An 18,471-nucleotide genomic window follows, 5' to 3' on the forward strand; every position below is an offset into this window, starting at 1 on the left:
TGACTGTACCCGGACAGTGCAGTGTGCTGGCCGACCTCGAATCGGCGATTCGACATGCGCGAGTGCTACCGGGCGGGAGTCGCGGGCGGCTCCGGCGGCGACTTACAGCAATGCTGAAGCCATAGCCCGGCGACCACGAGTGCCAGCGCACAACCGGTCGCGATCATCACACCGAGTGTGTCGGCCACCGCCGCGGCCAGCTGCGCTCGCCGCGGGAGGATGTAGACGAGCATCGCCAGCCACCATCCGGTCATCAGCGTGCCAAGCCACGCCGACGCCTTCGCGACCACCACCGAACGCGCCACCAGCAGCGCCGGCAAACGCCCCGTGCCGACCCCGATCTCGCCGTCGGTGACCTTGTTACGGATGTAGAACGCCCAGCCACCCTCCGCGATCGCGAGAACCAGCAGTGAAACACCGGCAAGCAAAGGGATCGGCGGCAAGGACCCGTAGGACGCGGAGACAAAGAAGAAGCCGAGGATCGCGGTGAGAGCGCCCGCGATCAGCAGATCGCGGATCCGGGTGGGCCCCACTAAGTCACCGGACCGGTGAGGGTGTCGTCCACCCGTCGGACACCATCGCGTTCGGCCGGGGCCAGACCGGCGACCAGATCGGCTACTGAGCAGAGGCGTCCACCGACGGTCAGTACCGCCTCCGGGTCAAGGGCCAGCCACGGCACCAGCACAAAGGCACGCTGGTGCGCACGCGGATGCGGCAGCGTGAGTTCAGCGTCATCGGACAGGACCTCGGTGCTGGCCACGTCGCCATCGATACCGCGCCGGCAGCTGATCACGTCGACGTCGAGAGTCCGCGGACCCCAACGTTCGCCGCGCACTCGCTGGGCGGCCTGCTCCAGCCGATGCACCACCGTGAGCCACTCACGCGGTTCATGGCCCTGCGCGATGACGATGGCGTTGAGAAAGTCCGACTGCGGAACCGGTCCCCACGGAGCGGTCTGGTACACCGGCGATATCCCCACCACGTCCACGCCCAGCGCGTCGACGACCGATTGCAGGTGCGTGAGCCTGTCACCAAGATTGGATCCGATGGACAGCACCGCGTGGGTCACTGCGAGGATCCCCCGTTCCTCGATCTCCGGGAACGACGGGCCACCACCGCGACATCGCTGAACGTCAACGGAATCGGTGCGTCGGGCTTGTGGACCACCGCCTCGACGGCATGGACCCTGGAATCGGTCATCACGTCATCGGCGATCGCGCCCGCAACCGATTCGATGAGGTTGCGTGGCGGGCCGGACACGATCGCAGCGGCACGCTGAGCCAGCTCTCCATAGTCGAGCGTGTCGGTCAGCTGATCCGTCGCTGCCGCGGTATCGAGGTCCAGCCAGACGGTGACATCCACCGAAAACTCCTGACCGTCACGGCGCTCATGCTCGAAAACTCCATGATAGCCAAAGACTTTCAGGCCCCGCAGCTCGATGCGGTCGGTCATTTCTTGCCACCCTTGGTTCCGCGCTGCGCAACCTCGCGCCGCCACCTGCCACCCGCGGTCTTACTGGGCTCGGGTCGCACGGTCCGCACCGTCACCTCCATGGTCACCTCGTCCTGAGGAATATCGGAGACGGGCTCGGGCTGCTGGTTCTGCGGCTGCCCGTGGCTCTCTTCCTCCTCCTCTTCGATGCTCTCGGCACCACCGGTCTCCCAGGCGCGCACCACCTTCAGCGCATCCATGGACGCCGTGACGTCATGGACGCGCACACCCCACACCTCATGCAACGCCCCGAGTGCGGTGATCACCGCGGTTGCGGTTTCGCGCCCATCGGCCGGCCGTTCCACACCCTTGAGGTCGGTGAGCAACGCACCCAGGAATCTCTTCCTGGAGGCGCCGATGAGAATCGGGTAGCCCAGCTCCTGCAGGTCCGGAATCGATTGCAGCAGTAGCCAATTATGGTGTGCAGTCTTAGCGAAACCGAGACCTGGGTCAAGGATGATCTTGTCCTGCGAGACCCCGGCCTTAAGTGCGACCTCCACCGACTCCATGAGCTCACGCGAGACATCAGTGACCACGTCGCCGTAGTTCTTGGCGGCCGGTGTATGTATGAAATTCTTTGAACGCCAATGCATCAGAATCCAGGGCAGACCCAGATCCGCCATCAGCGGAGCCATCTCCGGGTCCGCCCGGCCGCCCGAGACATCGTTGACCATGTTCGCACCCGCCTCCACCGCGGCGGCCGCGACCTCCGCGCGCATGGTGTCAACACTCACGTTGATCCCATGGCTGGCAAGCTCTTTGATCACCGGGATGACCCGTTGCATCTCGATTTTCTGCCTGATTGGCGTCGCGCCCGGTCGAGTCGACTGCCCACCGACATCGATGATGTCCGCACCGGCGGAGGCAAGAGCCAATCCGTGCGCCACCGCATCCGACTGCCTGATGAATTGCCCACCGTCAGAGAAGGAGTCGTCGGTTACATTAACGACTCCCAGGATGTGAGTCAGTGCGGGAGTGTCCGTCACGTCCCGATCATGCCCTCATCATCAGGTCGAGAACCTCGGCCCGCGAGGCGGCGTCACGTTTGAACTGGCCTCGCACCGCGGAGGTGGTGGTCGTCGCCCCGGGCTTGCGCACGCCGCGCATGGCCATACACAAGTGCTCGGCCTCGACCACAACGATCACGCCGCGCGGCTCGAGCTTGCGCACCAGCGCATCGGCGATCTGCGCCGTCAACCGCTCCTGCACCTGGGGCCGTTTTGCGTAAAGGTCAACCAGACGAGCGATTTTCGAGAGTCCAGTCACCCGGCCGTGCTGGCCGGGGATGTATCCGACGTGTGCAACGCCGTGAAAAGACACCAGATGATGTTCACAGGTCGAGTACATCGGTATCGATTTCACCAGCACCAACTCGTCGTGCTGTTCGTCGAAGGTGGTGTTCAGTACCGTGTCGGGATCGGTGTATAGACCTGCGAATATCTCCCGGTAGGCGCGTGCCACGCGGGCCGGGGTATCCACCAGCCCATTTCGGTCCGGGTCTTCACCAACGGCATAGAGCAGTTCACGGACTGCGGCCTCGGCACGTGCCTGGTCGAAGACGTGACCGGTCGGCTGGCCGTTGTACTCGGCCGTCTCGGGCGAGTTCATGTCAGCTCTTACTCTCGCTGCCCTCATCCGGGGCGGGTGCCGACTGCTGATGTGGAGCGGGCACCGGATACGGGTAGGGCTGCTGGACATGCGGCGGGTACTGGGCGTGGCCCTGCGGCGGGTATCCCGGCGGGGGGTAGGGGGCCTGTCCCTGCGGAGGCCAGCCCGGCGCGTACCAGCCGGCAGGGGCACCGTAGTTGGCACCGGGAGCCTGACCAGGGTGGGTTCCCGCCGGAACAGGTTGGCCACCTTGACCATTCGGCACAGGACCGCTCGGCACCGCCGGTGCCCCGTTTGCGGGCGCGGCCGCCGCTGCCTGCTCGGCGATGGCCTTCTTGAACGCGGGCTCCGGGACCGGGGGCGGCCAGGGTTCGCCACGTTCGATGGCAAGCTCGCCCGGGGTCTTGATGGGTGGCTTGTCGGACGGAATCCGGCCCCCGAAGTCGTCGAACATCTTCAGTCGTGGACGCCGCTGGACATCCTTGAAGATCTCCTCGAGTTCCTTACGGACCACGGTCTCCTTCTCAAGCAGCTCACCGGCCAAGGTATCCAGCACATCTCGGTACTCGGTGAGGATGGCCCACGCCTCGGTGTGCGCGGCCTCGATGAGATTGCGCACCTCCTCATCGATTTCGCGCGCAACCTCGTGCGAGTAGTCGGGCTGGGTGCCCATGGTGCGCCCCAGGAACGGATCGCCATGTTCGGTGCCGTATCGCACGGCACCGAGCTTGGCGCTCATACCGAACTCGGTGACCATGGCGCGGGCCTTCTTGGTCGCCTGCTCGATATCGGACACCGCGCCGGTGGTCGGCTCACGGAACACGAGTTCCTCGGCGGCGCGGCCACCCATGGCGAACACCAGCTGCGCGATCATCTCGGACCTGGTGGCCAGGCCCTTGTCGTCCTCGGGTACCGCGATGGCGTGACCGCCGGTGCGACCGCGCGCCAGGATGGTCACCTTGTACACCCGCTCGATATCGGGCATCGCCCAGGCGGCCAGGGTATGTCCGGCCTCGTGATAAGCGGTGATCTTCTTTTCGTGCTCACTGATGATGCGGCCCTTGCGGCGCGGACCGCCGACAACCCGGTCTACCGATTCCTCCAGCGCGGCGGCCGTGATGACGGTGCCGTTCTCACGCGCAGTGAGCAACGCGGCCTCGTTGATGACGTTGGCGAGATCGGCACCGGACATGCCCACGGTGCGCTTGGCCAGACCGTCGAAATCGACATCGGGACCGAACGGCTTGCCCGCCGAGTGGACCTTGAGCACGGCCTTGCGGCCGGCCAGGTCGGGGCTCGACACCGGGATCTGCCGGTCGAAACGGCCGGGGCGCAGCAGCGCCGGATCGAGAATGTCGGGACGGTTGGTGGCTGCGATGAGGATGACACCCTGCCGGTCGCCGAAGCCATCCATCTCAACCAGCAGCTGGTTGAGGGTCTGCTCGCGCTCGTCGTGCCCACCACCCAGACCGGCGCCGCGCTGACGTCCGACGGCGTCGATCTCGTCGACGAAGATGATGCAGGGACTGTTCTGCTTGGCCTGTTCGAAGAGGTCGCGCACACGTGAAGCGCCAACGCCCACAAACATTTCCACGAAATCCGAACCGGAGATGGTGAAGAACGGCACACCGGCCTCACCGGCGACCGCGCGAGCTAGCAGCGTCTTACCGGTGCCGGGCGGACCGTAGAGCAGCACGCCGCGCGGGATTTTGGCGCCGAGCGCCTGATAGCGCGACGGGTTCTGTAGGAAATCCTTGATCTCGTAAAGCTCTTCGACGGCCTCATCGACCCCGGCCACGTCGGCAAAGGTGGTTTTTGGCATGTCCTTGGACAGCTGCTTGGCACGTGATTTGCCGAAACCAAAGCCCATGCCACGACCGCCGGACTGCATGCGGCTGAACGCGAAGAACAGCACCACGAGCAGGATCACCGGCAGCAGGTACAGCAGCAGCGATCCGAGGATGCTGCCCTGGTTCACCGTCGTACTGACCGTCGCACCCTTGCCGTTCAGCTTTTCCAGCAGCGGCACTCCGTACCCCGTCGGGTACTTGGTAATGACCTTGTCCTTGCCTTCGGTATCGCCGTTTCCGGACTTGAGGTCCAGCCGCAGCTGCTGCTCGCGGTCGTCGATGCGGGCGCTCTTGACGTTGTCGGTGTCAATCTGCTTGATCGCGACCGTGGTGTCGACGGGTTTGTAGCCGCGGGTGTCGTCGCCGAAGTAGAAGAACGACCACCCCAGCAGCAGCACCACCACGATGACGCCCAGGGTGCGAAACACGTTTGTCCGGTTCATACAGCGTCGGCCGCGGTCAGCGGCCCGGTCCTTCCGTCGTCATGGGGCAGGCCATAGGCATACATAATGAACTCTCAGGCTACCTCACCTGCATGTTCGCATCTGTGGCGCGCACTACGCCCACGGAGAAAACGGAGGTAGTGCCCGGGCCTGTCGCGGGGCTAGGTGTTGAAGAGGCTGATGTGCAGGTATACCTCGTCAGGTGACCTGATGTCTTGGACGATGTCGCGATACACCCAGGGCTTTTCCACGTGGTCTTGAGCCTCCTTGACGTTCGTTGCGGTGGATAACGGAGGACCCGCGATGACCGTCATCGAGGACGGGTTGTTCACGGGGCGAAAAGGCGCGGTGAACGTCGACTTCCGCAGAATCGTCGCCACATCCCGCTCGCTGACACGCAACGCGACGCGGTAGCGGGTGTCGATACCGTGATCCATCCGAACCTTGAGCACCTGCAATCCAGCAGGGATGTCGATCCGGCCAAAGGCTTCTGCCTCCTCGACGGGCACCTCGACGTCCGTCGGACCGAAATCAAGGGAACACCCAGCTAATAGTGCGCATACCGCCAGACCCACCCAAGCCCGCATGACTCCCCTTGATGACCGCCAACTGCCTGCTCAGCCCTCCAGACAGTGATCTTGTTCACGGTACTATCGCCCGAGCCTCACGAGCGCGGGCACCGAGTCTGCGTGCCGCCGAGAACGAAGAGGTCCGGTCATGCCTGGTCGCCACAGTGAACGCAATCGCAGAAGACAGCGTTCGGGTGGTTCGAAACTGTCCAAGTGGATTGCGCTGACGGCAATCGCCCTCCTGCTCGGAGGGCTCGGGGTGTTCGCCTTCACGAAGCTGTCCGGCCGATGCGGAGATGTCGATACCTTCACCGTCGCCGCCGACCCGGCCATCGCTCCGGTCATATCAGAGGTGGCTGACGGCGCGAGCGCCAAGGAACTGCGCTGCACAAGAATCACCGTGGACGCGAAGGCCTCCGCGGCGACGGCGGCGGCAATCGGCAAGCCCGGTGGCGCGCCCGCACTGTGGCTCCCCGATTCCTCTATCTGGCTGGTGAAGCAGATGCGCACCACCGGGTCTCCGCTGGATTCGGCAAGCCAGTCCCTGGCCAGGACTCCCGTGGTGGTGGTCGCCAAACAGGGCGAGGCGCCGACGTTTGATTCATGGCTGAGCGTTCTGAAACAGCCCGGGCTGCGGATCGGGAATCCGCTGGAGGACACCGTGGCCGCGGGACCGGTGCTGGGAGCACTTGCTGAGGCCGAGCAGGGCAAGAGCGATGCCAACGCCATCACCGCGGCGCTCGTTCCGATCGCGCAGGCGCAGCTGACAAACACTCGGCAGAGCAGCGCCGAGGAACGTCTCGGCGAGGTGGCAAAGACCGGCGGACTGGCGATTTCGACCGAACAACAGCTCCTGGACTACAACGACAAGCACCCGGGCGCATTGCTCACCGCCGTTGTCCCAACAACCGGCACACTGGCCCTGAACTATCCGATAGCGGTCACCGAATCCGCCAACGATCGGCATGCCAAGGCCAAACAGGCCGGAGAGGCACTCGCCGAGCGCCTCTCCGGCAGCGGAGGCGCGGATGCGTTGACGAACGCCGGATTCCGGGGGCCGGACTTCGCCCCGCTAGACGGGAAGGGCGTGGGCGCGGTGGAGACGCTCACCGTGAATGACCTGACCGCATTCGACACAGCGATGCGCCGATATGCGGTGCTGGCCTTGCCTTCCCGCATGCTCGCCGTACTCGACGTCTCAGGGTCCATGCGGGCCCCCGCGGGGCCGGTGTCACGCGTGGCGTTGCTGAGTCAGGCGATCGACAACGGGCTGCCCCTCTTCCCGGAGAACGCTCAGATCGGCTTGTGGGTCTTCTCTATCGACAAGGGCGGACCTAGCCAGGACTGGAGAGAGCTGCAGCCCCTTCGCACCCTCAGCGAGAAGGTGGGCGACAAGACCCAACGCCAGCTCCTCCTCGACGACGGCCGCGGTCTGGACTCCCTCGTCGGCGGTGGAACCGGTTTGTACGACACCACTCTCGCCGCGTTCCACAAGGTCCAGTCCACGTACGACCCGCACTTCATCAACAGCGTGGTGATCATTACCGACGGCGCGAACGAGGACCCGAACGGCATCTCCCTAGATCGGCTGCTTGCCACCTTGAAAAAGGAACAAGACCCGGCACGCCCCGTCGTGCTCATCACCCTCGGCATCACCGAGGATGCGGATGCTGATGTCCTCAAACAGATTTCGGAAGCCACCCCAGGCGGGGCCAGCAGGGTCGCGCGGAGCGCCGATGAGATCCCCAACATCGTGACCGATCTCATCAGAGCTCGCACAACCGCACGTTAAACGAAGACGTCCTCCGGCTCCGGCGGGTTTGCGAGCAGTGTGGGCAGCACAAAAACTCGGACATAGCGCCGAACCTGCTCGGGGTTGTCGGTTCCCGGGATAAGCCCGAGCAGCAGGGACAACGCGACGGACAGCACGTACCGTGCCGCATCCTCGGGCCGTACACCCGCGCGCACCTCCGCCATCCGGGTACTGAAGGCACCCGCATACAGGGATGTCAGCAGGTCAATGAGATGGGGGGCGTTGACAATTAACGATGCGACGGTCCCGTGGTCATCGCGGTCGGCAAGCACCCGCAGTAACGGATTGGCGCCGACCTCCACCGACACGATCACCATCGACTCGGGGATGATTTCGGCGAGGTCCTTCAGCACGATGAGGCGGCCGATCATCTTGGCGATCTCGCTCATCGTCGCGCGGACCACCAGGGCATCCATCAGGTCGTCCCGGTTCCGAAAATGCCGGTACACCACCGCGCGGCTGTATCCGGCCTCCCGTGCGATGGCCTCCATGGTGGATGCGCCATACCCACGCTCGACAAACAGCCGCTCCGCGGCATCAAGAAGCTGGGCCTGTGCCTGCTCTGCGGTATTTCCGCCTCCAGGTGGTCTACCGCGGCCGCGGGGAGCCTTACTCTCGCCCTCACTTTTGCGAGCCATCCCCTAGCCGCCTCCTCAAACAATATATTGACACTTCACTAGATCTGCCTATTATTGGCTGCATGCCGAACAACCTGGTCAAATACTCTAATCCCGGCGGTGTCGTACCAGACCGCGCGACATGGACCCCCTGGCTGAAGGCTTGGCGCATGCTGATCGACGCCAAGTACCACGGCGACATCTACGAGGCGTTCCTCGGGATGGAAGCACCCGTCTTCGCACGTGCTTACTATCAGGTGCGTGCCCATCCGAATGGCCGAAAGCTGTTCAAGCACAAACCCGACCTGCTCGCCGTGCTGAACGACGTGGAGTATCTGAACTCGCTGCCATTCGGCAGCCTGGGGCACGCGTACCTGTCGTTCCTGAATACCAACAAGCTCGACGCGGGTGTCTTTGGTGAATCCACGATCATCAGACCGATCGCCGAGAAGAACAACTGGGACGAGGACTTTTACTACATGATCATGAGGGGCACCGCCCTCCACGACATGTTCCACACCATCGGCGGCTACGGTCCCGACATCGCCGGCGAAATGGCCAACATCGGATTCCATTGCGGGCAAATGGAACCCGCGGGCCCATTGGAGAAGCTCGGCATGCTCGGCGCACTCACCCTGCCGGGCGCATCGGCGCCGTTCAAACTCCGTTACTACCGCCAGGCGGTGGAGCGCGGCCGTCGTGCCGACCTGTTGATGGCCGCTCCCTGGGAGGAGCTGCTCGAATTGCCTTATCGCGAGGCCCAGTCGATCCTCGGTGTGAGTCCAGTCGAGGTAGCCCATCCGCAGGGTAGGTGGACCACCGAATGGACGCCGCCATCCATCACGGCGCCGACCCCATGGAACTACGAGCGGATCCTCACCGCGGGACCCGTCGCTGCCTGAAAAGCCACCACTTCACCATGATTCGCCCCCAACAGAGCAGTGACTTCCGTGGTCGATACTCCGTGATCGAGTAGCTCTCAAGCCTCTTCCAGCACCGGATGATTTTCACCTGCGGATCGCACTCTGGGGAACCCCCAGCCATCACCAACGCGGTCCGAAAGCAACTCACATCGCGTGACAAAATCACTGAAATGTCTACTATTTGAACGCCCGCGAACGCGCCATGGCCGAGCGGGGCGGTGAACGCCATCGATCCCGATGTGACCGACAATCGGCATCCCTGGTCGGCGATTGCGCGTTGTGGTTTAGTGGCAATCACGACGCTGATGAGCCTCTCCGGCGAAGAAGCGACAACAACGCTGTTGGCCGCCCTCAGAAGGTGAGAATGCGCTCATGACCGATGCCGCTGTGGATATCCGGGAACGTGACATCGCCACGAACGGCGTGCACCTGCGCATCGTCGAGGCGGGTGATCCTGGCCAGCCGGTAGTCGTTCTGGCCCATGGCTTCCCCGAGTTGGCATATTCTTGGCGCCACCAGATTCCGGCCCTCGCCGCCGCCGGATATCACGTCATCGCACCCGATCAGCGGGGTTACGGCAGATCGAGTACGCCCGCGCATATTGACGACTACAACATCGAAGCGCTATCCGATGACCTGCTCGGCATTCTCGACGAGGTGGGTGCGGGCAAGGCGACCTTCGTCGGGCACGATTGGGGCGCCGTCGTCACGTGGCATACCGCGCTCGCCGTCCCCGAGCGCGTCGAGGGCGTTGTCGGTCTTTCGGTGCCCTTCACCCGGCGCAGTCAGGCGGCTCCCACGCAAGCATGGAAAAAACTGTTCGGCGACAACTTCTTCTACATTCTGTACTTCCAGGAGCCAGGGGTCGCCGATGCCGACCTCAATCGCGACCCCTCGGCCACCATGCGGCGCATGATGGCCGGAATGGCCCATATCGACGGTGAGACGATGATCGCACCGGGACCGGCCGGATTCATCGAGCGCATGGCCGATCCCGGCGAGCTTCCCGAATGGCTGAGTCAGGCCGAATTAGACCACTACATCGCAGAATTCACCCGCACCGGTTTCACCGGCGGACTGAACTGGTATCGGAACTTCGACCGCAACTGGGCGCTTACCGAGCGGCTTGCCGGAGCGAATGTAGTTGTGCCGTCGCTATTCGTCGCAGGTACCGCCGACCCGGTTCTCGGCTTCACGGATCATGCGGGCAGTGCGCAATACCGTACCGACAATCGGGGTGACATCCTGATCGAAGGTGCCGGGCACTGGATTCAGCAGGAGCGGCCGGACGAGGTCAATGCCGCATTGCTCGGATTCCTGCACGAGGTTGCGCGATGAGCGCCCCACTGCGATTCGGCGCCTTCATCACGCCGTTTCACCCCGTCGGCCAAAATCCGACCACCGCACTGGAGTACGACCTAGACCGAGTGGTAGCCCTGGACCGCCTGGGGTATGACGAGGCATGGTTCGGTGAGCATCACTCCGGCGGCTACGAACTGATCTCCTGTCCCGAGGTCTTCATCGCCACCGCGGCCGAACGCACCAAGCACATCAGACTGGGCACGGGGGTGGTCTCGCTGCCCTATCACCATCCGTTGATGGTGGTGGATCGCTGGATTCTGTTGGACCACATCACTCGAGGCCGCGTCATCTTCGGCACCGGACCGGGCGCGCTGCCCACCGACGCGTACATGATGGGCATCGACCCCGTGGATCAGCGTCAGATGCAGGAGGAGTCGCTGGAAGCGATCATGGCACTGCTGCGCGCGGCGCCGGAGGAACGCATAAGCCGCGAAACGTCCTGGTTCACCCTTCGGGACGCGCAGCTGCAGCTGCGGCCCTATACCCACCCCTATCCGGAAATCCTTACCGCAGCAATGTTTTCCCCGTCAGGACCCCGGCTGGCCGGGAAACTCGGCGCGGGCCTGCTGTCGTTGTCGGCGTCTATCCCGGGCGGATTCGCGGCACTGGAAAATGCCTGGGAGGTGGTACGCGAGCAGGCGGCCGCCCACGGCCATCCCGAACCGGATCGGTCGACGTGGCGAGTGCTCGGCATCATGCACCTGGCCGAGACCCGCGAGCAGGCCATCGAGGATTGCACATATGGCTTGCCGGATTACGCACACTACTTCGGCGCGGTTGGAGTGCTACCGCTCGCGAATGACGTTGACGGTGCGCATCAGGACCCGCGTGATTTCGTCAAGGCTTATGTGGACGAGGGCAATTGCTGCATCGGGACGCCTGACGATGCCATCGACTACATCCAGGATCTGCTCGACACATCGGGTGGATTCGGCACCTTCTTGATGCTCGGCCATGACTGGGCCTCGCCGGAAGCAACATTCAAATCCTATGAGCTGTTCGCCCGCAAGGTAATTCCGCATTTCACCGGCCAACTCACCGCCGCCAAGGTCTCGCACGATTGGGCGCAGGCCAAGCGTGGCGAGCTGCTGGGCCGTGCCGGCGAGGCCGTCGCCAAGGCCATCGGCGAACATCAGAACGACCGAGCGCAGAAGGCCTCGAACTGATGCGAGCAGCGGTGTTGCGTAACGGCGCGATGGTCTACCGGGACGATGTGGCCGACCCGGTGCCCGGCGAGGGCCAGGTGCTCGTCAAGGTCTCCGCATGTGGAATCTGCGGATCCGATCTGCATTTCGCAAAACACGGGGCCCAGGCCATCGAACTGTCACAACAGATGGCGGGCATGCCCAGTCTGACCGACGGCGTCGACCTTGGCGCCGATGTCTTCATGGGGCACGAGTTCGCCGCGGAAGTGATCGAAGCGGGACCGGGGACGCAGGCTCCCGCACCCGGAACCGCAGTCACTTCGATTCCGATTCTGCTATCCGCCAAGGGAATCGAACCCATCGTCTACAGCAACAGCACACTCGGGGGCTACGCCGAGCAGATGCTGCTGAGCGCACCGCTGCTGCTGCCCATCCCCAACGGCCTCGACCCCCGGCACGCGGCGTTGACCGAACCGATGGCGGTCGGTCTGCACGCCGTCAACAAATCAGGCATCCGGCCGGGCACCGGAGCAATCGTCATCGGGTGCGGTCCCGTCGGCATAGCGGTGATAGCCGCCCTGGACAACCTGGGCATCGAGCCGATCGTAGCCGCTGACTTCTCCCCGGCCCGGCGCGATCTGGCCCGGCTCATGGGGGCACACGAGGTCGTCGACCCCAGCACCGAACCTACCTTCGAGGCCTGGTCCCGGGTCGGCAAGGGCGCTCCGGTGATCTTCGAGGCCGTCGGGGTGCCGGGCATCCTCAACGACGTGCTGCGGGACGCGCCGCACAGCTCCCGGGTGGTGGTGGTCGGCGTCTGTATGGAGCCCGATGCCATCACGCCGTACTTCGGGATCGCCAAGGAAGTTGCGCTCCAATTCGTCCTCGCCTATGACGCTGCGGAGTTCTCCGAAACGTTGCGGCGAATCGCACACGGCGAGATCGATGTTGCACATCTCGTCACGGGTGAGGTAGGTCTGGAAGATGTCGGTTCGGCATTTGCCGATCTCGGTAATCCGGGGCACCACTGCAAGATCTTGGTGGTGCCGTAAAGGTCGGGGAGGACAGGAAGTGACATGCGGGTACTAAGTCGGAAAGCACTGACCCGGACAACCGCCGTGGCAGGCGCCGCGGCGATGGCCGTTCTCCTCGCCGGCTGCGGTGACGATTCCACCGGCAGCCCAGAGTCGACTCGTAACGTCACGGTCATTGGGAAGGGCGAGGTCAAGGGCGCACCCGACGTCTTGCGCGCCGACGTAGGCGTATCGGTGACCGCCAGGGACGTATCCGGCGCACTGTCTCAGGCCAGTGAGAAGGCCCAGGCCGTCATCGACGCCGTGGTCCGGGCCGGAGTGGCCCGGGAGGACGTACAGACCAACGAGCTGTCCATCCAGCCCGAACAGACTTACCCGCAGGGCGGTCCCGCGCGTATTACCGGATACAACGCCACCAACTCCGTGCGCATCAACGTCCGCGATCTCAAGAAGGCTTCCGACGTGCTGGACAAGGCCGTGCAGGCCGGTGGCGACGCGGCACGGCTCTCCGGGGTCAGCTTCGATCTCGACAACGATGCCGACCTGGTGAAGGGTGCGCGGGAGCGCGCCTTCAACGATGCCAAGGCCCGTGCCGAGCAGTACGCCGGCCTGTCCGGCTCCACGCTGGGCAAGGTGCTGCGGATCGATGAGTCCCACGGCTCGGTGCCTCCCCCCGCACCGATGATGGGCAAGCGGGCCCCCATGCAGGCGGACGCCTCATTCGCGCCACCGCTGGAACCCGGACAGCAGACGGTGACATTCGAGGTAAGCGTCATCTGGGAGCTGAACTAGGCCATGGGTGACATCACGGTGGTCGGCCATGGAGAGGCCAGCGGGAGTCCCGACGTGTTCATGGCCACCGTCGGCGTTTCAGTACGTTCACGCCGCATCGCCGGGGTGATGGCCGAGGTGAAGGCCAAGGCTCGCGCGGTGATCGATGCGGTACTCGACTCTGGGGTGGCGGCCGAAGACGTCCGGACTGCCTGGATGTCGGTGCACCCGCAGTTCGACGGCAACCGGATCACCGGGTACGCCGCCGACAACTCGGTACGGATCACCGTCCGCGAACTGTCGAAGGTGTCCGACGTTCTGGACAAGGCGGTCACCGCGGGAGGTGAAGCCGCACAGCTCTCCGGGGTCAGTTTCGATCTGCAGGACAGCAGCGATCTGTCCACGCAGGCGCGTGAGCGCGCGTTCGCCGACGCCAAGGCCCGAGCTGAGCAGTACGCCACCCTCTCCGGCGGCACTCTCGGAAAGGTCCTGCGTATCGACGAGACCGGCGGCCACTCCAACCCCTCCCCGCGTGCCGAGTTCGCAATGTTGCGGGCGGCCAGTGGGCCACCGGTGGAGGCCGGTCAGCAGACCGTCAGCACCCAGATCACCGTGACGTGGGAGCTGGGATGAGCGCGCACGAAGACCGTCAGACGATGAGCGCCCACGCGGAGAGCGTCAAAGACGGTTAGTCGGTGTAGACCCGCGGGTGCAGCGTTCCGATGAAGGGCAGGTCGCGATAGCGCTCGCCGTAGTCCAGCCCGTAACCGACCACGAACTCGTTGGGGATCTCGAAGCCGACGAGGGCCACGTCGACGTCGACCTTCTTGGCCTCGGGCTTACGCAGTAGCGAGACCACGTTCAGCGAGCGCGGCCCGCGTGAGGCGAGGTTGCGCATGAGCCAGCTCAGGGTGAGTCCCGAATCGATGATGTCCTCAACGATCAGGACGTCCAGGTCCTGGATGTCCCGGTCCAGGTCTTTCAGAATGCGCACCACGCCGGAGGACGACGTTGCCGAGCCGTAGGAGCTAACGGCCATGAACTCCATCTGGGTCGGGATCGGAATAGCCCGGGCCAAATCCGACACGAACATGACGGCGCCCTTGAGCACGGTCACCAGCAGCAGGTCACCCTCGATGTCGCGATACTTCTCGCCGATAGCTGCGCCAAGCTCCTGAGTCTTGGCGCGAATCTGCTCCTCAGTGAGGAGCACCGACTTCACGTCGCCGCAATATTGCTCGCCACATGCCTGATCCTGTTCGCAGGTCACGACCGATAGCGTGCCATGGAGGGCGTTAGCTCTCCAAGCCGGAGACATTGGCTAGTGACTTTGTTTACGAAATAGGCCACTATGGAAACGTGAGCAATGGCGCTTACGGGGCAAGCGAAAAGCTGCCGTCCCGCGATATCCGGGTGGTCGTGATCGGGGCCGGCATGTCCGGGCTGTGCATGGCCTCCACCCTCCGGCACCGCGGCATTACCAACTTCACCGTCTACGAGAAGGCGGATGAGGTCGGCGGAACCTGGCGGGACAACACCTACCCGGGCCTGCAGTGCGATGTACCGTCGCGCTATTACTCGTACTCCTTTGCCCCGAATCCTGCGTGGAGTAAAGGCTTCTCACCCGGACCGGAGATCCACCAGTACTTCGTCAGATTCGCCGACGAGCAGGGTCTGCGCCGGAACATTCGCTTCGGGGCAGCCGTCAGCCGAGCCGAATGGGTCGATGGGCCTGGCCAGTCCCACTGGGAATTGGAGATTTCCGACGGGAGCCGCGACACCGCTGACGTCGTCATCAGTGCCACCGGAGTGCTGCATCTGCCACGCCTCCCCGATATCGACGGGCTGCGGTCCTTCGCCGGTCCGTGTTTTCACTCGGCCCGGTGGGATCACTCGGTGCCGTATGCCGGGAAGCGGGTCGGACTTATCGGCACCGGGTCCTCCGGAGTCCAGATCATCAGCGCTCTCGCCGAAGATGTGCAGAGTCTCGCGGTGTTCCAGCGCTCAGCGCAATGGGTCGCACCGGTTCCCAACTTCACCTATTCGGCCATGTCAAAGTCGATATGGTCCCGCGTGCCGATTCTGAACAGATTCTCTTATCGCCTGTGGCGCTTCTATTTTGAACGCGGTGTGGGCGGATCAGTGGTCAACCCCGGAATCCGGCGGCGGCTCATCCAGGGATTCGTCCGGGCATCGCATCGGTTACTCATCCGCGACCCGGCGCTACGCCAGAAGCTGCATCCCGATTACGAGCCGCTCTGCCGGCGATTGGTGATGTCGGTGCCATTCTTCAAGGCGGTGCAACGCCGCAATGTCGAGGTGTTCACCGAGGGGATTGAACGCATCGTGCCGCAGGGCGTCATCACCAAGGACGGAGTTCTGCACGAACTCGATATCTTGGTGTGCGCCACAGGTTTCGACGCGCACTCATACTTGCGCCCCATGGAGGTGATCGGGCGCGACGGGATCAAGCTCAGCGAGGCGTGGAGTGACGGACCGCGCGCATACCGGGCCGTGGGCCTCGCCGGATTTCCGAACTTCTTCTTGTTGATCGGCCCGAACAGCCCGATCGGGAACAACTCACTGATCTCGATCGCCGAAACACAGGTGAAGTTCGCGATGCATTGGATCGACGAGATCCGTTCCGGCCGAGTTAAATCGGTAGCGCCTACGGCGCACGCCGCCGAGACCTTCAACGCCGAAGTGCGCCGGGCTATGCCCAATACCGTGTGGTCCACCGGATGTGACAGCTGGTATCTGGGAGCCGACGGGGTACCGGAGCTATGGCCCTGGCCTCCCGTGGACTACCGCCGCACACTCACGTCGCCAATCCGCGAGGACTTCGCCATCACGTAGACCCGTTTGTCAGACATCGTGAATCGACAGCACCAGATGGTCACCTGATCTGGATGCCACCAGACGCTGGTACGGAAGGTCGGCGCCCACCGCGACCCCTCCCTGTCCACGCCACTGCACAACGAGCGCGTCCACCGCACGAATCTGGCTGTCATTCAAATCCTGTGCACCGCCTGCCAGTAACCAGAGCCTGAGCACCCGTCGCCGCACGGCGGGTGCTCGATCACGCAGACCAGAGATCGCCAGGCGCTCCGCACCCGTGAAGGTTGCCCGCGCCTGTTCATCGAGCGCATCGCCGTCGTCCCGTAATGATGCCGCGGTTCGGGCGAGCGCCTCGGCAACACCGCCACCAAGAACCTGCTCCAGCAGCGGCAGCACCTCGTGACGCAGCCGCACCCGGACAAAGCGGGAGTCGACATTGTGCGGGTCTTCCCACGGGGTCAGACCCAATTCGGCACAGCTGGCGCGCGTCTCGGTTCGGCGAATGTCCAGAAGTGGTCGCCCCCACGGATCATCCCAGGGACGCATTCCCGCGATGGAACGCCCCCCAGAGCCTCGTCCCAGTCCCAGCAGCACCGTCTCGGCTTGGTCGTCGAGAGTATGGGCGAGCAGTACGGGTAGGCCATCCCGGGCCTCGCGCAGCGCGGCGTAGCGGGCATCGCGCGCCGCCGCTTCAAGACCACCAGCACCGTCCACGATCACCGAAAGAACCAAGGCAGCATGACACCCCAGAGCCAACGCCTGATTCCGTGCCCGGCCCGCAACCTCGGCGGAGTCCTGCTGCAGCCCATGATCGACGATGAGTGCGGTCACGGCCCAGCCCTGCGCAACAGCGGCTGCCACAAGCGCCAGCGAATCCGCACCACCGGAGACCGCCACGGCAACCTGTCGCGCATCCCGAAGATGCTGAACACCAAACGATTTGACAGCCTGCCGCAGCGCTAAAGTACTCGGGCTATCCATTGGTCCGGGTTATCGATCTCGGCGGGCTTGGGCAGTGTCTCGGCGTCTTGCCAGATTCTGTTGAAGCGTTCCATCCCCACGGTTCCCACCACGTGGTCGACAAACTTCTTACCGCGGGTGTATTGACGCATCTTGGCATCCATGCCGATGAGGGCGCGGATGATCCGCTGCAACGGTGGCTGTTTGCGTGAGCGTCGCGCCTCGAAGCGAGACCTGATGGTCGACACCGACGGGACAACGGCCGGACCCACCGCGTCCATCACATGGTCGGCGTGCCCTTCGAGCAGCGTGCCCAGTACCAGCAGGCGATCCAGTGCATCCCTGCCGCTTTCGGATTGCATGGCGCGCAGCAGATCGACGATCCCGTTCTGGCCCTGATCTTTCGGCGCGCGGACAAATTCGGCCAGCCGGCCGAGCATGCCAGCCACATCCTCCTCTTGCTCGTACGCGAGAGTCGCCAGGGTGCCCGACATGTAGTCGGCCAACCACGGGTTGGCCGAGAACTGCACGCGATGGGTTACCTCGTGCAGGCACACCCACATCCGGAAATCGCTTGGCAGCACCCGAAGTTGGCGTTCCACGGCGATGATGTTCGGGTACACCAGCAGCAACGCACCCGCACCGTCCGCGGTGAACGGGTCATACTGCCCGAGAATGCCCGACGACACGAAGGCCAGCACCGCACCGGTTTGCGCCCCGGTGACACGGCCCGACAGGAACCCCGCGGAACCGCCGTCACCGCCAGCCATCACGCGCATGGACTCGGCCGCCGCCGCGATCCAACGGGGGCGATCGATGATCCGCGCCTCCGGTACCACCAGGCCGTCCGCCAGGCCAGTGAGCTCACGCACCGGGGCCTCCGCGCGCCGCGCCGCATCCGAGAGCTCGGCGATGGCCTGCTGGCGGGTGTACTCGGTGGTGGGCGGCGCGGGCCGCGCCAGTTTGGCGCCCACGGTCGCGGCGAAATCCCAGTTGACCATGCGGCCAACCGTCAGCTCGGGACGCTCGGTTCCGGCTCCGCCCTTC

At 64.2% G+C, this 18,471-nt stretch carries 20 protein-coding genes; 9 read left to right on the forward strand and 11 right to left on the reverse strand.

The window, feature by feature from the left end:
* Positions 1-65: 65 nt before the first annotated feature.
* The 7 genes from B4394_RS20990 to B4394_RS21020 all read right to left on the reverse strand — a co-directional run bounded on the left by B4394_RS20990 (position 66) and on the right by B4394_RS21020 (position 5,979).
* Positions 66-533 carry a DUF3180 domain-containing protein gene (locus B4394_RS20990; RefSeq protein ID WP_078316174.1) on the reverse strand — a complete coding sequence of 156 codons (468 nt, stop codon included), beginning with the start codon at positions 531-533 and terminating at the stop codon, positions 66-68.
* The gene (gene folK / locus B4394_RS20995) at positions 533-1,069 is read right to left on the reverse strand and encodes a 2-amino-4-hydroxy-6-hydroxymethyldihydropteridine diphosphokinase (protein WP_139360353.1); all 537 of its coding nucleotides are present in this window, start codon (positions 1,067-1,069) and stop codon (positions 533-535) included. The genes B4394_RS20990 and folK overlap by 1 nt, the downstream gene beginning before the upstream one ends.
* Positions 1,066-1,452 (reverse strand): dihydroneopterin aldolase, encoded by a 387-nt coding sequence (gene folB, locus B4394_RS21000; RefSeq protein ID WP_078292579.1) that lies wholly within the window; start codon positions 1,450-1,452, stop codon positions 1,066-1,068. The genes folK and folB overlap by 4 nt, the downstream gene beginning before the upstream one ends.
* Positions 1,449-2,477 carry a dihydropteroate synthase gene (folP, locus tag B4394_RS21005; protein WP_078316175.1) on the reverse strand — a complete coding sequence of 343 codons (1,029 nt, stop codon included), beginning with the start codon at positions 2,475-2,477 and terminating at the stop codon, positions 1,449-1,451. The genes folB and folP overlap by 4 nt, the downstream gene beginning before the upstream one ends.
* Before the next feature lie 7 nt (positions 2,478-2,484).
* Positions 2,485-3,099: a GTP cyclohydrolase I FolE gene (folE, locus tag B4394_RS21010; RefSeq protein ID WP_078311516.1), complete on the reverse strand. Its 615-nt coding sequence runs from the start codon at positions 3,097-3,099 to the stop codon at positions 2,485-2,487.
* Between the two features lies 1 nt (position 3,100).
* The gene (ftsH, locus tag B4394_RS21015) at positions 3,101-5,392 is read right to left on the reverse strand and encodes an ATP-dependent zinc metalloprotease FtsH (protein ID WP_078316176.1); all 2,292 of its coding nucleotides are present in this window, start codon (positions 5,390-5,392) and stop codon (positions 3,101-3,103) included.
* A gap of 161 nt (positions 5,393-5,553) precedes the next feature.
* A complete protein-coding gene (locus B4394_RS21020) occupies positions 5,554-5,979 on the reverse strand; it encodes a hypothetical protein (RefSeq protein ID WP_078311656.1) in 426 nt (141 codons plus the stop codon).
* A 205-nt stretch (positions 5,980-6,184) separates the two neighbouring features.
* Between B4394_RS21020 and B4394_RS21025 the strand changes: the two genes are divergently transcribed.
* Positions 6,185-7,753 carry a substrate-binding domain-containing protein gene (locus B4394_RS21025; RefSeq protein WP_139360359.1) on the forward strand — a complete coding sequence of 523 codons (1,569 nt, stop codon included), beginning with the start codon at positions 6,185-6,187 and terminating at the stop codon, positions 7,751-7,753.
* On the opposite strand, the gene B4394_RS21030 is transcribed toward B4394_RS21025, so the two are convergent.
* On the reverse strand, positions 7,750-8,412 hold the full coding sequence (locus B4394_RS21030) for a TetR/AcrR family transcriptional regulator (protein ID WP_078311519.1): 663 nt from the start codon (positions 8,410-8,412) through the stop codon (positions 7,750-7,752). The genes B4394_RS21025 and B4394_RS21030 overlap by 4 nt on opposite strands.
* 62 nt (positions 8,413-8,474) lie before the next feature.
* On the opposite strand from B4394_RS21030, the gene B4394_RS21035 reads away from it, so the two are divergent.
* From B4394_RS21035 to B4394_RS21060, 7 genes are all read left to right on the forward strand, one after another.
* Positions 8,475-9,293 (forward strand): Coq4 family protein, encoded by an 819-nt coding sequence (locus B4394_RS21035; protein WP_078311520.1) that lies wholly within the window; start codon positions 8,475-8,477, stop codon positions 9,291-9,293.
* Positions 9,294-9,532: 239 nt separating this feature from the next.
* Positions 9,533-9,676 (forward strand): hypothetical protein, encoded by a 144-nt coding sequence (locus B4394_RS25505; protein WP_170914968.1) that lies wholly within the window; start codon positions 9,533-9,535, stop codon positions 9,674-9,676.
* 10 nt (positions 9,677-9,686) lie between these two features.
* The gene (locus B4394_RS21040; protein ID WP_078316178.1) at positions 9,687-10,652 is read left to right on the forward strand and encodes an alpha/beta fold hydrolase; all 966 of its coding nucleotides are present in this window, start codon (positions 9,687-9,689) and stop codon (positions 10,650-10,652) included.
* Positions 10,649-11,842: an LLM class flavin-dependent oxidoreductase gene (locus B4394_RS21045; protein WP_078311523.1), complete on the forward strand. Its 1,194-nt coding sequence runs from the start codon at positions 10,649-10,651 to the stop codon at positions 11,840-11,842. The genes B4394_RS21040 and B4394_RS21045 overlap by 4 nt, the downstream gene beginning before the upstream one ends.
* Positions 11,842-12,873 carry a zinc-binding dehydrogenase gene (locus tag B4394_RS21050; protein ID WP_078311524.1) on the forward strand — a complete coding sequence of 344 codons (1,032 nt, stop codon included), beginning with the start codon at positions 11,842-11,844 and terminating at the stop codon, positions 12,871-12,873. Before B4394_RS21045 ends, B4394_RS21050 begins: the two co-directional genes overlap by 1 nt.
* A 24-nt stretch (positions 12,874-12,897) precedes the next feature.
* Positions 12,898-13,647: an SIMPL domain-containing protein gene (locus tag B4394_RS21055; protein WP_078311525.1), complete on the forward strand. Its 750-nt coding sequence runs from the start codon at positions 12,898-12,900 to the stop codon at positions 13,645-13,647.
* 3 nt (positions 13,648-13,650) lie between these two features.
* Positions 13,651-14,259, forward strand: coding sequence for an SIMPL domain-containing protein (locus tag B4394_RS21060; protein ID WP_078311526.1), 609 nt, complete (start codon positions 13,651-13,653; stop codon positions 14,257-14,259).
* 55 nt (positions 14,260-14,314) lie between these two features.
* On the opposite strand, the gene hpt is transcribed toward B4394_RS21060, so the two are convergent.
* A complete protein-coding gene (hpt, locus tag B4394_RS21065) occupies positions 14,315-14,896 on the reverse strand; it encodes a hypoxanthine phosphoribosyltransferase (protein ID WP_078311527.1) in 582 nt (193 codons plus the stop codon).
* Between the two features lie 89 nt (positions 14,897-14,985).
* Here hpt and B4394_RS21070 point away from each other — a divergent pair, with 89 nt between their 5' ends.
* Entirely contained in the window at positions 14,986-16,482 is a 1,497-nt protein-coding gene (locus B4394_RS21070) for a flavin-containing monooxygenase (protein WP_078316179.1), read from the forward strand.
* Between the two features lie 9 nt (positions 16,483-16,491).
* Here the strand turns inward: B4394_RS21070 and tilS are convergent, their stop codons facing one another.
* Together tilS and B4394_RS21080 are read right to left on the reverse strand one after the other, a co-directional pair.
* Positions 16,492-17,445: a tRNA lysidine(34) synthetase TilS gene (gene tilS / locus B4394_RS21075; RefSeq protein ID WP_078311529.1), complete on the reverse strand. Its 954-nt coding sequence runs from the start codon at positions 17,443-17,445 to the stop codon at positions 16,492-16,494.
* Entirely contained in the window at positions 17,424-18,425 is a 1,002-nt protein-coding gene (locus B4394_RS21080) for an Rv3626c family coenzyme F420 biosynthesis-associated protein (protein ID WP_176138356.1), read from the reverse strand. The genes tilS and B4394_RS21080 overlap by 22 nt, the downstream gene beginning before the upstream one ends.
* Between the last annotated feature and the right edge of the window lie 46 nt (positions 18,426-18,471).

The sequence above is a fragment of the Mycobacterium sp. D16Q16 genome, assembly GCF_002013745.1.
Classification (GTDB): domain Bacteria; phylum Actinomycetota; class Actinomycetes; order Mycobacteriales; family Mycobacteriaceae; genus Mycobacterium.

Bases quoted from the DNA above. Each gene is read 5' to 3' on its own strand.
- folB (WP_078292579.1), bottom strand. From the start codon at position 1,452: ATGACCGACCGCATCGAGCTGCGGGGCCTGAAAGTCTTTGGCTATCAT.
- folE (WP_078311516.1), bottom strand. From the start codon at position 3,099: ATGAACTCGCCCGAGACGGCCGAGTACAACGGCCAGCCGACCGGTCAC.
- ftsH (WP_078316176.1), bottom strand. From the start codon at position 5,392: ATGAACCGGACAAACGTGTTTCGCACCCTGGGCGTCATCGTGGTGGTG.
- B4394_RS21020 (WP_078311656.1), bottom strand. From the start codon at position 5,979: ATGCGGGCTTGGGTGGGTCTGGCGGTATGCGCACTATTAGCTGGGTGT.
- B4394_RS21030 (WP_078311519.1), bottom strand. From the start codon at position 8,412: ATGGCTCGCAAAAGTGAGGGCGAGAGTAAGGCTCCCCGCGGCCGCGGT.
- B4394_RS21035 (WP_078311520.1), top strand. From the start codon at position 8,475: ATGCCGAACAACCTGGTCAAATACTCTAATCCCGGCGGTGTCGTACCA.
- B4394_RS21040 (WP_078316178.1), top strand. From the start codon at position 9,687: ATGACCGATGCCGCTGTGGATATCCGGGAACGTGACATCGCCACGAAC.
- B4394_RS21045 (WP_078311523.1), top strand. From the start codon at position 10,649: ATGAGCGCCCCACTGCGATTCGGCGCCTTCATCACGCCGTTTCACCCC.
- B4394_RS21050 (WP_078311524.1), top strand. From the start codon at position 11,842: ATGCGAGCAGCGGTGTTGCGTAACGGCGCGATGGTCTACCGGGACGAT.
- B4394_RS21055 (WP_078311525.1), top strand. From the start codon at position 12,898: ATGCGGGTACTAAGTCGGAAAGCACTGACCCGGACAACCGCCGTGGCA.
- B4394_RS21060 (WP_078311526.1), top strand. From the start codon at position 13,651: ATGGGTGACATCACGGTGGTCGGCCATGGAGAGGCCAGCGGGAGTCCC.
- tilS (WP_078311529.1), bottom strand. From the start codon at position 17,445: ATGGATAGCCCGAGTACTTTAGCGCTGCGGCAGGCTGTCAAATCGTTT.
- B4394_RS21080 (WP_176138356.1), bottom strand. From the start codon at position 18,425: ATGGTCAACTGGGATTTCGCCGCGACCGTGGGCGCCAAACTGGCGCGG.